We start from the raw sequence: 13,024 nt of genomic DNA on the forward strand, positions 1-13,024 counted from the left end.
GGCGGCGGCTCCGGGGTCTGACGGGCCCGGCGCGGGGCCGGGGCGGCCGGTCCGGCACGGGGCCGGGGCGTCCGGTCCGGCACGGGGCCGGGCAGGGCGTCCGGTCCGGCACCGCAAGGGCCAGGGTGTCCGGTCCGGCCCGGAGCCGGGCCAGGGTGTCCGGTCCGGGGCGCGGGTCTCAGCGGTGGTCGCTGCCCTCCGCGGTGACGGCCGCCCGGCCCGCCTCCAGCCGGGCCACCGGGATGCGGAACGGGGAGCAGGAGACGTAGTCGAGCCCCACCTCGTGGAAGAAGTGGACCGACTCCGGGTCGCCGCCGTGCTCGCCGCAGACGCCCAGCTTGAGGTCGGGGCGGGTGGCCCGCCCGGCCTTCGCCGCCGCGGCCACCAGGGACCCCACGCCGTCCCGGTCGATGGTCTCGAACGGGGAGACCCCGAAGATGCCCTTCTCCAGGTACGCGGTGAAGAAGCTCGCCTCGACGTCGTCGCGGCTGAAGCCCCACACGGTCTGGGTCAGGTCGTTGGTGCCGAAGGAGAAGAACTCCGCCGCCTCGGCGATCTGGGCGGCCGTCAGCGCGGCGCGCGGCAGCTCGATCATCGTGCCGATGGAGAGCTTGAGCCGGGTGCCCGAGGCCGCCTCGACCTCCTCGATGACCCGGTCCGCCTCCTCGCGGACGATCTCCAGCTCCTGCACGGTGCCGACCAGCGGGATCATGATCTCGGCGCGCGGGTCGCCCTTGGCCGCCCGGCGCTCGGCCGCGGCCTCCGCGATGGCCCGTACCTGCATGGTGAACAGGCCGGGGACGACCAGTCCGAGGCGGACGCCGCGCAGGCCCAGCATCGGGTTCTGCTCGTGCAGCCGGTGCACGGCCTGGAGCAGGCGCAGCTCGTTCTCGTGCGGCTCCTGGCGGGACTCGGCCAGGGCGACGCGCACCGACAGCTCGGTGATGTCGGGCAGGAACTCGTGCAGCGGCGGGTCCAGCAGCCGGATGGTGACCGGCAGCCCGTCCATCGCCTCGAACAGCTCGACGAAGTCCTGCCGCTGGAGCGGGAGCAGCGCCTTCAGCGACGCCTCGCGCTCGGCGTCCGTGTCGGCCAGGATGAGCCGCTCCACCAGCCCGCGCCGGTCGCCGAGGAACATGTGCTCGGTGCGGCACAGGCCGATGCCCTGGGCGCCGAACCGGCGGGCGCGCAGCGCGTCCTCGGCGTTGTCGGCGTTGGCGCGCACCCGCAGCCGGCGCTTGCGGTCGGCGAACGCCATCATCCGGTGCACGGCCTCGACCAGTTCGTCGGCGTCGTCCGCGCCGGGGTGCATCCGGCCCTCGAAGTACTCGACGACCGGCGACGGCACGACCGGCACCTCGCCCAGGTAGACCTTGCCGGACGAGCCGTCGATCGAGATGAGGTCGCCCTCCTCGACGACCCGCCCGCCGGGTACGGTCATCCGCCGGCGCTTGGTGTCGACCTCCAGCTCCTCGGCGCCGCAGACACAGGTCTTGCCCATGCCGCGCGCGACGACGGCCGCGTGGGAGGTCTTGCCGCCGCGCGAGGTCAGGATGCCCTCGGCGGCGATCATGCCGTCCAGGTCGTCGGGGTTGGTCTCGCGGCGGATCAGGATGACCTTCTCGCCGGAACGCGACCACTTGACGGCCGTGTACGAGTCGAAGACGGCCTTGCCGACCGCGGCGCCCGGCGAGGCCGCGATGCCCCGGCCGACCTGCTCGACCTTGGCCTCCTCGTCGAAGCGGGGGAACATCAACTGGGCGAGCTGGGCGCCGGTGACGCGCTGGAGGGCCTCCGCCTCGCCGATGAGCCCCTGGTCCACGAGCTGGGTGGCGATGCGGAAGGCGGCTCCGGCGGTGCGCTTGCCCACCCGGGTCTGGAGCATCCAGAGCTGACCGCGCTCGATGGTGAACTCGATGTCGCAGAGATCCTTGTAGTGGTTCTCCAGCGTCTCCATGATCCGCATGAGCTGGTCGTACGACGCCTTGTCGATCGACTCCAGCTCGGCGAGCGGGACGGTGTTGCGGATGCCCGCGACGACGTCCTCGCCCTGGGCGTTCTGGAGGTAGTCGCCGTAGACGCCCTGGTGGCCGGAGGCGGGGTCGCGGGTGAAGGCGACGCCGGTGCCGGAGTCCGGGCCGAGGTTGCCGAAGACCATGGAGCAGACGTTGACGGCGGTGCCGAGGTCGTGCGGGATGCGCTCCTGGCGGCGGTAGAGCTTCGCGCGGTCGCCGTTCCAGGAGTCGAAGACCGCCTTGATGGCGAGGTCCATCTGCTCCCGGGCGTCCTGCGGGAAGTCCCGGCCGGCCTCCTTCTTGACGATCTTCTTGAAGGTGGTGACGAGCTTCTTGAGGTCGGCGGCGGCCAGTTCGGTGTCGACCGTGACCTTCTTGGCCTCCTTGGCCTTCTCCAGCGCCTCCTCGAAGAGGTCGCCGTCGACGCCGAGGACGGTCCGGCCGAACATCTGGATCAGGCGGCGGTAGGAGTCCCACGCGAAGCGGTCGTCGCCGGCCTGCTTGGCGAGGCCCTGCACCGACGTGTCGGAGAGGCCGATGTTGAGGACCGTGTCCATCATGCCGGGCATGGAGAACTTGGCCCCGGACCGCACCGACACGAGGAGGGGGTCGTCGGCCTGGCCGAGCTTCTTGCCCATCGTCGCCTCGAGGGCGGCGAGGTGCGCACTCACCTCGTCGCGCAGCTCCGCCGGCTCGTCACCGCTGTCCAGGTAGACCTTGCAGGCTTCGGTGGTGATGGTGAAGCCGGGCGGGACGGGGAGGCCGAGGTTGGTCATCTCGGCCAGGTTGGCGCCCTTGCCGCCGAGAAGGTCCTTGAGGTCCTTGTTGCCCTCGGTGAAGTCGTAGACGAACTTCACGCCCTCAACGCGGCTGGCCGTCTCAGCTCCATGGAGATCTTTGTTTTCCGACACGGGTCTCGACTCCTCGAGGACGCGGTGGCTGCCCTGACGGCGAGGAATGTACCCAGATCAAAGGCGCCTGGGTACGTCCACTTGCGCGTCATGCGCCCGTAACCAGGCGCCCGCCAGTGGATCGAAAGTCAAGGCTTGGCAAGCACATGGGCGATGATGTTTTCACTTCTTGAACGCAAGGGTGGCCCCAGAAGCGGTATTTCGCTCACCTGAGCACCCATCTCCACGTTTGAGTTCGATCGATGAACGATCATCGGGTGGCACTGAGTGCCACGACTTGAGGAAATAGACGGGCCGGCCAATCGCTCATCTGAGCAGTAGGGCTATCAGAGGTGGCGAGAATCACGCTCCTCCGGACCCCGGATTTCACCATACGGACGGGTGAGCGAACCCCGTACGGGCGACGTGACCGGAACGCGACCGCCTCCGGCTGAACGCGAAGGGCGCGGCGCCCGTACGACATGGGCGGCGGGCCCGGTCCCCCACGTCGGGTCCGCCACTTCGAACGTGTTCCGTACGGAAGGACCCTTCGGGTGCCGGTCTTCACACGCTTCCGCCAGTCGCCCCACGACCCGGCCTCCGGCCCGGAACCGGCGGAGGGGGCGGAGGACCCGGCACCGGCGGAGGGGAAACCGGCGGAGGGCCCGACACCGGCGGAGGCTTCGGAGGCCGCCGAGGCTTCTGAGGTGGCGGAGTCGCCGGGGGCTTCTGAGGCTGCGGAGCCTCAGGAGTCCGGCAAGGCGGGCGAGCCCGAGGCGCCGGTGGAGGCCCCCGAGACCCCCGGGGCGACGGACGCCGAGAAGGCACCGGATGCCGCCGCCCCCGTACCGGACACGGACGCGAAGCCGAAGCCGGGCGCGAAGCCGGTGCCGGCCCCGCGCCCCGCCCCGGAGACAAACGCGGATACCCAGCCCGGCCTGGACACGGACGCCCAGCGCGCCCCGGACACGGACGCCGAGTCGGCGGACACCAAGTCGGCCCCGGACACGGACGCCGAGTCGGCCCCGGAGCCGAACGCGGACGCCCAGCCGACCGCGACCCCGGCCGCAGCCTCAGCGCCGGAACCGGAACCGGAACCGGCCCCAGATCCGGAGCCGAACACGGACGCCACCGCGGACGCGGACGCTGGCACGGACACGGACGCCAAGCCCACTCCTCCCCCCACTCCCACCCCTGCCCCAGCCCCAGCCCCAGCCCCAGCCCCAACCGGAGCCCCCGGCCCCACCCCCCAAAAGCCCCCCGCCCGCCTCCTCTCCCGTCTCTCCCCCCTCCCCCGCCTCCACCACCTCCTGCGCCGCTCCTCCTCCCCCTCCGCCTTCCCCGCCCCCCGCCCCGCCGGTCACGACCGCCCCGTCCTGCGGCGGAGCCTCACCGCCCTCGCCACCGTCTTCGTCCTCGCCGCGCTGCTCCTGCCGAACACCTTCGGCGCGATGGAGCCGAACCGGTTCACGCAGATACCCGGCGAGGCGATCGTCGGCGCCGCGATCCTGCTGAGCCTGCCGCGCCGGGCCCGGCGTGTCGCGGCGGTGCTGCTCGGGACCGCCCTCGGCGTGCTGACCGTGCTGAACGCGCTGGACCTGGGCTTCGGCGAGTACCTGGGCCGGGGTTTCAACCTCGTCCTGGACTGGGCGCTGCTGGAGGACGCCCGCAGCTTCGTCGCGGACTCGATGGGCGGCACGGTCGCCGCGCTGGCCGCGGTCGGCGCGGTCGCCCTGGCGCTGCTCCTGCCGGTGCTGACGGTGCTGGCCGTGCGGCGGCTCGGCGAGGTGCTGGCCGCCCACCGGGACCGGTCGACGCGGGGCGTGCTGATCGCCGGCACCGTGTGGATCACCTGCTCGGTGCTGGGGCTGCAAGCCTTCGGCATGCCGCTGGCCACGGGCCGGGCGGCGCACGCGTTCCAGGCGCAGACGGAGCGGGTGCGGGACACCATCCGCGACGAGGCGGCGTTCGCCCGGCAGTCGCGGACGGACGCGTTCGGCGGCACGCCCCCGGACCAGCTCATGCCGGACCTGCGCGGCAAGGACGTGATCTTCGCGTTCATCGAGAGCTACGGCCGCAGCGCCATCGAGGACCCGATCATGTCCCCCGGCGTCAATCAGACCCTGGAGGCGAGCACGCAGGCCCTGGCGTCGGCGGGTTACCGGGCCAAGAGCGGCTGGCTGACCTCGCCGACGTACGGGGCGGGGAGCTGGCTCGGCCACTCGACGTTCATCTCGGGCCTGTGGGTGGACAACCAGCAGCGGTACACCACCGTGACGTCGGGCGATCACCGCACGCTGACCAAGATGTTCGGCGAGACGGGCGCCTGGGACACGGTGGGTGTCATGCCGGGCGTGCAGAAGGCGTGGCCGGAGGCGCGCTTCCACGGGCTGGACACGGTCTACAACGCCTTCCAGCTCGGCTACCAGGGGCCGAAGTTCGCCTGGTCGACCATGCCGGACCAGTACGCCCTGGAGGCGTTCCAGCGGCTGGAGCACGGCAGGAAGCGGGACAAGCCGCTGATGGCGGAGATCATCCTGACGTCGAGCCACCAGCCGTGGGCGCCGATCCCGAGGATGGTCGGCTGGGACGAGGTGGGCGACGGCTCGGTCTTCCGCGCGATCCAGAAGGAGGGCGAGAAGCCGGCCGACATCGTCGCGGACGAGACGCGCTCGCGGGAGGAGTACGGGAAGACGATCGAGTACTCGGTCACGTGCCTCACCGAGTGGCTGGAGCGGTACGGGACCGACGACACGGTCCTCGTCTTCCTCGGCGACCACCAGCCGATCTCGCGGGTCAGCGGGACGAAGGCCAGCCGGGACGTGCCGGTGACGATCGTCGCGCGGGACCCGAAGGTGCTGGACGCGGTGTCGGAGTGGGAGTGGACGGACGGGCTCAGGCCCGAGCACGACGCGCCGGTGTGGCGGATGAGCGCCTTCCGGGACCGCTTCCTGACCGCCTACGGCTCGACCCCGCACCCCACCAAGGGCTGAGCCCGGCACCGGCAAGGGCTGAGCCGGGCCCCGCCAAGGGCTGAGCCCCGCTCTTCCGGCGGCCGGCCCGGCCCGGCCCGGGTCAGCCGCCGGAGGTGTCCAGTTCCGCGTCGGCGCCGACGCCCGCGCCGTCGTACGGGTCGGCCAGCCACCCCTCGGGCAGGACGACGCGGTTGTTGCCGGAGGTCCGGCCGCGGGGGCCGTCGGCGCCGGCGGGCCAGGGCTGGTCGAGGTCGAGTTCGCCGAGCCCGGAGCGCAGGTCGTCGAGGGAGGAGGCGACGGCGAGGCGGCGGCGCATCTCGGAGCCGACCGCGAAGCCCTTGAGGTACCAGGCGACGTGCTTGCGGAAGTCGATCACGCCCCGGGACTCGTCGCCGATCCACTCGCCGAGCAGCGCGGCGTGCCGGAGCATCACGTCGGCGACCTCGCGCAGGGCGGGCCGGACGAAGTCGTCGGGGCGGCCCTCGAAGGCGGCGACGAGGTCGGCGAAGAGCCACGGCCGCCCCAGGCAGCCGCGTCCGACGACGACACCGTCGCAGCCGGTCTCGCGGACCATGCGCAGGGCGTCGTCGGCGGACCAGATGTCGCCGTTGCCGAGGACGGGGATCTCGGGGACGTGCTCCTTGAGGCGGGCGATGGCGTCCCAGTCGGCGCTGCCGCCGTAGTGCTGGGCGGCGGTGCGGCCGTGCAGGGCGATGGCGGTGACGCCCTCCTCGACGGCGATGCGGCCGGCGTCGAGGTAGGTGAGGTGGTCGTCGTCGATGCCCTTGCGCATCTTCATCGTGACGGGCAGGTCCCCGGCGCCGGCGACGGCCTCGCGCAGGATGGCCCGCAGCAGGTTCCGCTTGTAGGGGAGGGCCGATCCGCCGCCCTTGCGGGTGACCTTGGGGACCGGGCAGCCGAAGTTGAGGTCGATGTGGTCGGCGAGGTCCTCGTCCGCGATCATGCGGACGGCCTTGCCGACGGTGGCCGGGTCGACGCCGTAGAGCTGGATGGAGCGCGGGGTCTCGGTGGCGTCGAAGCGGATGAGCTGCATGGTCTTCTCGTTGCGCTCGACCAGCGCCCGGGTCGTGATCATCTCGCTCACGAAGAGGCCCTTGCCGCCGCTGAACTCCCGGCACAGGGTGCGGAAGGGCGCGTTGGTGATCCCGGCCATCGGCGCCAGCACCACGGGCGGGGCGACGGCGTACGGGCCGATCGGCAGCGTCGGGGGCGTGGTGAGCGCGGCGGGCGTGGTGGGCGTGGGCATGGCTCCATTGTCGCGTACCGGGGGCGGTGCCCCGGCGCGAAGCCCCCTCACGGGTCGGAGGCCCCGCACGGGCCGGAAGACCCCTACCGGTCGGAGGCCCTCGCACGGACCGGAAGGCCCCTACACCGGCCGGAGGCCCCCGCACGGGTCGGAAATCCTGCACCGGTCATTAGTTAACCGCACTATCGACATACGCGTACGATGAATCCATGTCCGAGCTGAGCCACCGCCGCCGCATGCTCGTGCTCGCCATCTGCTGCATGAGCCTGTTGATCGTGAGCCTCGACAACACCGTGCTGAACGTGGCCCTCCCGGCCCTCCAGCGCGATCTGCACGCCACCACGGCGGGGCTCCAATGGACCATCGACGCCTACACGTTGGTGCTGGCCGCGCTGTTGATGCTCGCCGGTTCGACGGCGGACCGGATCGGCCGCAAACGGGTCTTCATGACCGGACTGGTCGTCTTCACCCTGGGCTCCGGGCTCTGCTCACTGGCGCCGGGGCAGGAGTGGCTGGTGGTGTTCCGGATGGTGCAGGCGGTGGGCGGCTCGATGCTCAACCCGGTCGCCATGTCGATCATCACCAACACCTTCACCGACCCCCGGGAACGCGCCCGCGCCATCGGGGTGTGGGGCGCGGTCGTCGGCCTCTCCATGGCCGCGGGTCCGCTGGTGGGCGGGGTGCTGGTGGACTCGGTGGGGTGGCGGTCGATCTTCTGGCTCAACCTGCCGGTGGGGCTGGCCGCGCTCCTGCTGACGCTGCGGTTCGTCCCGGAGTCGCGGGCGCCGCGGGCCCGCCGCCCGGACCCGCTGGGCCAGGTGATGGTGATCGTCCTCTTCGGCTCGCTGACGTACGCGATCATCGAGGCGCCGACCGCCGGGGCGGGGACCGTGCTGCCCTTCGCCGCGCTGGCGCTGGCCGCGCTGGGCGGACTGCTCTGGTACGAGCCGCGCCGCGCGGAACCCCTCATCGACCTGCGCTTCTTCCGGTCGGCGCCGTTCAGCGGGGCCACGGTGATCGCGGTGAGCGCCTTCGCCTCGCTGGGCGGCTTCCTGTTCCTGTCCACGCTCTACCTCCAGAACGTGCGCGGGCTGAGCGCGCTGGAGGCGGGGCTGTGGATGCTGCCGATGGCGGTGCCGACCTTCCTGTGCGCCCCGCTGTCCGGACGGCTGGTCGGCAACCGGGGGCCGCGGCTGCCGCTGCTGGTGGCCGGCGTCGCCCTGACGGTGAGCGCGACGCTGTTCGCGGCGTTCGGGGCGGAGACCTCGGACGCCACCCTCGTCCTCGGCTACGTGCTGTTCGGCGTGGGCTTCGGCTTCGTCAACGCGCCCATCACCAACACGGCCGTCTCCGGCATGCCCCGCACTCAGGCCGGGGTGGCCGCCGCGGTCGCCTCCACCAGCCGCCAGTTGGGCCAGACCCTGGGCGTGGCGGTGGTCGGCGCGCTGCTGGCGGCGGGCGTGGGCACGTCGACGTACAAGGAGGCGTTCGTGGCGGCGGCCCGGCCGGGCTGGTGGGTGCTGGTCGGGTGCGGGCTGACGGTGCTGCTCGTCGGCGCCCTCACCACGGGCTCCTGGGGCCGCCGCACCGCCACCCGCACGGCGGACCGCCTCCACTCCCCCGACCCCCAGGAAACCCCCGCCGCCCAGCCCTGACGGGTCCGGTCGGCCCCGCCCCCTCACGGCAGCAGTGGGGCCGGGATGTGGGGTTTCAGGTGGGGCCAGTAGCGCAGGACGGTGGATTCGAGGTGGGGGAGGGCGCGTTGGCCGGCGAGGGCCAGGGTGATGGCGGCGGTGACGCCGGTCCAGGCGACGGGGCCGAGCGGCGTGCAGCCGACGAGGCGGCTGGCGAAGGGGGTCTGGACGAGGAGGACCAGGACGGCGGCGGAGCCGAGGGACGTCACCTGGACCAGGCGGCTGTCGCGGCGGTCGGCGAGGGTCTGGGCGAGCTGGGTGCCGACGACGGCGCACAGGGCCATGGTGGTCGACCGGCGGGCGGTGCCCGGCGTGAAGCGGCCGAAGAGCCAGGCGGCCGTCGCCCCGAGGCAGGTGGTCATCGCCCGGTGCCTGATCTGACGCATCAGGGGTTCGCCGAGGACGGCCGTGCCCAGCGGGGCGCCCGCGCCGGGGTCCTCCTCCTCGGGGTCGCCGGCCGGCGTGACCGCGACGGCCATCGCCGGGAACAGGTCGGTGAAGAGGTTGACCAGCAGCATCTGGCGGGTGGAGAGCGGGGCGGCGCCGCCGAGGACGGTGCCGAGGATGCCGAAGCCGACCTCGCCCGCGTTGCCGCCGATCAGGATGGCGATGGCGTCGGCGACGCTGTGCCACAGCGCCCGGCCCTCGCGGACCGCCTCGACCAGGACGAGGAGGTCGTCGCCGGTCACCACGAGGTCGGCGGCGTTGCGGGCGGCGGCGGAGCCGCGCGCGTTGATGCCGACGCCGATGTCGGCGGCGCGGATGGCGGCGGCGTCGTTGGCGCCGTCGCCGACCATGCCGACGACCCGCCCGGCGTCCCGCAGCGATTCGACGACCTGGAGCTTCTGCTCGGGCGCCACCCGCGCCACCACGTCGGCGTCGCGCAGCATCCGGGAGCGTGCCGAGCGGTCGGCGGCGGCGAGTTCGTCGCCGGTGACCACGACGGCGTCCTCGGGCCAGCCGAGGTCGGCGGCGATGGCGCGGGCGGTCTGCGGATGGTCACCGGTGAGCACCACGGGCCGTACGCCCGCCTCGCGCAGGCCGCGCACCAGCGCCGGGGAGGTCTCGCGGGCCACGTCGGACAGGGCCAGCAGGCCGGTGAACTCCAACCCCTCCAGCGGCTGTTCGAGGACGTCGGCGACCTCCTCCCCGGCGCGCAGGGGCCGTCCGGCGACCGCGATGATGCGCAGTCCGGCGCGGGCCAGGGCGTGGGCGGTCTCCACGGCGTGCGCGGGCAGGGCGGGGCAGGCGGGCAGCAGGACCTCGGGGGCGCCCTTGACCACCAGCGCCGGTGACCCGTCCGCGTCCCGGCCGACGGCGGCGGCGTAGCCGCGGGAGGTCTCGAAGGGCAGCCCCTCCTCCTGCGTCCAGCGCGGATCGGGTCCGGCGGCGTCGAGGACGGCCTCGTCGGTGGCGTGGGCCGGGCGGGAGCGGTCGCCGTTGAGCCGGGGGCAGGCGCGGGCGGCGGTACGGACCGCGTCGGCGGCCTCGGCCTCCCCCACCCGGTGCACGGTGCCGCCCGCGTCCGCGACCTGGACCAGCCGCAGCCGGTTCTCGGTGAGCGTGCCGGTCTTGTCGAAGCAGACGGTGTCCATCCGGCCCAGCGCCTCCAGGGTGCGCGGGGTGCGTACGAGGACGCCGCGGCGGCCGAGCCGCCGGGCCGCGGCCAGTTGGGCCACGGTGGCGACCAGCGGCAGCCCCTCGGGGACGGCGGCCACCGCGACGGAGACGCCGCCGCTGACGGCCTGCCGTACGGGCGTTCCGCGCAGCAGGGACAGGCCGGTCACCGCGGCGCCGCCGGCCAGGGTCAGCGGGAGCGCCTTGCGGGTCAGTTCCTGGAGCCGGGCCTGTACGCCGGTGGCGGCGGGCGTGCGGGCGGCGAGGGCGACGGCGCGGGCGGCCTCGGTGTGGTCGCCGGTGTCGACGACGACGGCCCAGGCGCGGCCGGCGACGACGGTGGTGCCCTCGAAGACCATGCAGTGCCGTTCGGCCATCGGGGCGCGCGGCGCCGGGTCGACGCTCTTGCCGACGGGCAGGGACTCCCCGGTGAGCGCGGACTCGTCGACCTCCAGTCCGTCCTCCCACAGCAGCCGGGCGTCGGCGGGCACGACGTCGTCGGTCTGGACCTCGATCACCTGGCCGGGGTGGAGGTCGGCCGCGTCCACGATGCGCGGCGCGGGTCCCCCGGCCGGCGGGGTGAAGGGTTCGCCGCCGTTGCCGTCGTAGGGCTCCTCGCGGGTGACGCGGGCCTTCTGCTCCTGTTCGGCGAGGAGTCCGGACAGGGCCCGTTCGGCGCGCAGCCGCTGGAATCCGCCGACGAGGGCGTTGAGGTCGAGGGCGCCGACGACGAGCAGGGCGTCGACGACGGAGCCGAGGATCGCGGAGGCGGCCGAGCCGACCGCGAGGACGGGGGTGAGCGGGTCGTCGAGTTCGCCGCGTACGGCGCGGGCGAGCTGCCACGTCCAGCGGGCGGGGGCCAGCACCCGGACCCGGCCGGCGCGTCCGGCGACGGCCCGCATCCCGGCGCCGGCCTGTTCGACGGCGGTGGGCTCGGGTTCGCGTTCGGCTTCCAGCCGGTCGTGGACGTCGTCCAGGGCGAGGGCGTGCCAGGCCACGCGGGGCCGGGGGCGGGGGGCACGGGCGGCGGCCACCCGCAGGGCGGCCCGGGTGCCGGAGATCAGGGCCGCCGCGGCGGCGGCGTCGACGGGGGCGTGCCGGAGTCCCGGCAGGACGGAGGGGCGGCTCCGGCGCCGTTTCTCCCCGACCGCCACCAGCAGCCCGGACAGGGCGGCGCCGGAGCGGGCCAGCACCTGGGAGCGCCGTCCGACGGTGCGGGCGGCGGGGACGGCCCGCAGCAGCCGCCACACGTCGGCGAGGCCGCCCGGGGCGAGGATGTCGGCGCCCCAGGCGACCGGGGAGTCGGCGTCGGCGAGCGCCACGGCCACGTCCGCGGCGTAGAGCCCGGCGGTGACCGCCGGGGGGTCGCCGGGGCGGGGGCGGACGACGGCGAGGACGCCCCCGTCGCCGCGTACCTCCGCGACCACGTCCGCGAGCGGCCGGGCGGCGGAGACGATCTGGTCGGCGAGGCCGGAGAAGTCCGCGAGGGCCGGGTCCTCGACCATCACCACGCGCAGTCCGGCGCGGCGGGCCGCGTCGAGGACCTCCTCGGTCCAGGGGTCGGCGCCGGCGCCCGGGGTGCGCAGCGCGCTGGGGTGCAGGACGACCGTGCCGGCCATCTCCAGTTGGCAGAGCCGTTCGGGGTCGCGGACGAGGACGCCGGTGCGCGAGAGCGCGGTGCCGAGGACGGCGTGGAAGGCGGCGGGCCCGTAGCGGGCGGCCTTCGGGGAACCGGCGAGGACGGCCTCGGCGGCCTCGGCGAGGTCGTGCTTGACGAGCAGGGTGGCCGCGGCGCCCGCCACGCTGCCGGTGGAGGCGTGGGCGGCGTACTCCTGGGCCGGGGAGGTGCGCGGCGCGGGCCGCAGCGCGGGGGCGGCGGGCAGGCTGCCGCGGCCGGGGACGCACAGCCGGTCGTGGACGGCCTCGAAGGTGGCCGTACGGGTCACCGCCTCGGTGAGCTGGCAGACGCGCAGCGCCCCGTCGAGGACGAGGGAGGTGGGGGTCTGGCCGGCGCCGTGCACGGCCGCGTTGGCGGTGGCGAGGGCGACGTCCATGCGGTGGTGGCCGATCCGGCCGCGCAGCCAGGCGCGGAAGGCGGGGTTCTCGCGGAGCAGGGTCGTCACGGCGGTGACCAGGCGGGGCGTGGGCGGCAGGCGCAGCGAGGAGGCGGTCACGGCGACGGCGACGCCGAGCGCGTCGGCGCCGAGCGCGGTCGCGGCGACGCGGACGGAGGTGGGGTCGCCGGGGTGGGAGAGTTCCTCCACGGGGTCGTCCGTACGGGCGAGTCCGTGCTCTTCGGCGAGGGTGGTGGCGCGGTCGACGACGCGGTCGGTGAGGGCGTCCTCGGTGGCGGTGACGACCAGGCGGGCGAGGCCGGTGTCCCAGTAGGCGAGGGCCACGTCCGGGTGGTCGGCGAGGGCCGCGGCGACCCGGCGGGCGGCGCGTTCCCGGCCGCCGGCCTGCCGCACCTTCTCGGGCGCGGCGGGTACGAGGGCGAGGTGGGCGCGGGTGCCGGCCCGCCACTGGCGGGAGCCGCCGGGCAGCGCGGCGCGGGCGACGCGGGCCG

5 protein-coding genes are annotated in these 13,024 nt (G+C 74.3%); 2 read left to right on the top strand and 3 right to left on the bottom strand.

Going from position 1 to position 13,024, the window contains the following annotated elements:
- Nucleotides 1-178: 178 nt before the first annotated feature.
- Complete coding sequence (ppdK, locus tag J5Y05_RS27740; protein WP_372450530.1) at nt 179-2,926, bottom strand: pyruvate, phosphate dikinase; 2,748 nt, start codon at nt 2,924-2,926, stop codon at nt 179-181.
- Nucleotides 2,927-4,215: 1,289 nt separating this feature from the next.
- On the opposite strand from ppdK, the gene J5Y05_RS27745 reads away from it, so the two are divergent.
- The gene (locus J5Y05_RS27745) at nt 4,216-5,898 is read left to right on the top strand and encodes an alkaline phosphatase family protein (RefSeq protein WP_372450533.1); all 1,683 of its coding nucleotides are present in this window, start codon (nt 4,216-4,218) and stop codon (nt 5,896-5,898) included.
- Between the two features lie 82 nt (nt 5,899-5,980).
- Here the strand turns inward: J5Y05_RS27745 and dusB are convergent, their stop codons facing one another.
- Nucleotides 5,981-7,147, bottom strand: a complete 1,167-nt coding sequence (gene dusB / locus J5Y05_RS27750; RefSeq protein ID WP_210875916.1) for a tRNA dihydrouridine synthase DusB — start codon at nt 7,145-7,147, stop codon at nt 5,981-5,983.
- Nucleotides 7,148-7,356: 209 nt separating this feature from the next.
- Between dusB and J5Y05_RS27755 the strand changes: the two genes are divergently transcribed.
- Nucleotides 7,357-8,802, top strand: a complete 1,446-nt coding sequence (locus J5Y05_RS27755) for an MFS transporter (RefSeq protein ID WP_210875918.1) — start codon at nt 7,357-7,359, stop codon at nt 8,800-8,802.
- A 23-nt stretch (nt 8,803-8,825) separates the two neighbouring features.
- On the opposite strand, the gene J5Y05_RS27760 is transcribed toward J5Y05_RS27755, so the two are convergent.
- The coding region (locus tag J5Y05_RS27760) for a cation-translocating P-type ATPase (protein WP_247615393.1) at nt 8,826-13,024 on the bottom strand (4,199 nt) is incomplete at its 5' end.

This window comes from Streptomyces tagetis (assembly GCF_018069565.1).
GTDB lineage: Bacteria > Actinomycetota > Actinomycetes > Streptomycetales > Streptomycetaceae > Streptomyces > Streptomyces tagetis.

Coding starts and splice junctions, on each gene's coding strand:
- dusB (WP_210875916.1), bottom strand. CDS start 7,147: ATGCCCACGCCCACCACGCCCGCCGCGCTCACCACGCCCCCGACGCTG.
- J5Y05_RS27755 (WP_210875918.1), top strand. CDS start 7,357: ATGTCCGAGCTGAGCCACCGCCGCCGCATGCTCGTGCTCGCCATCTGC.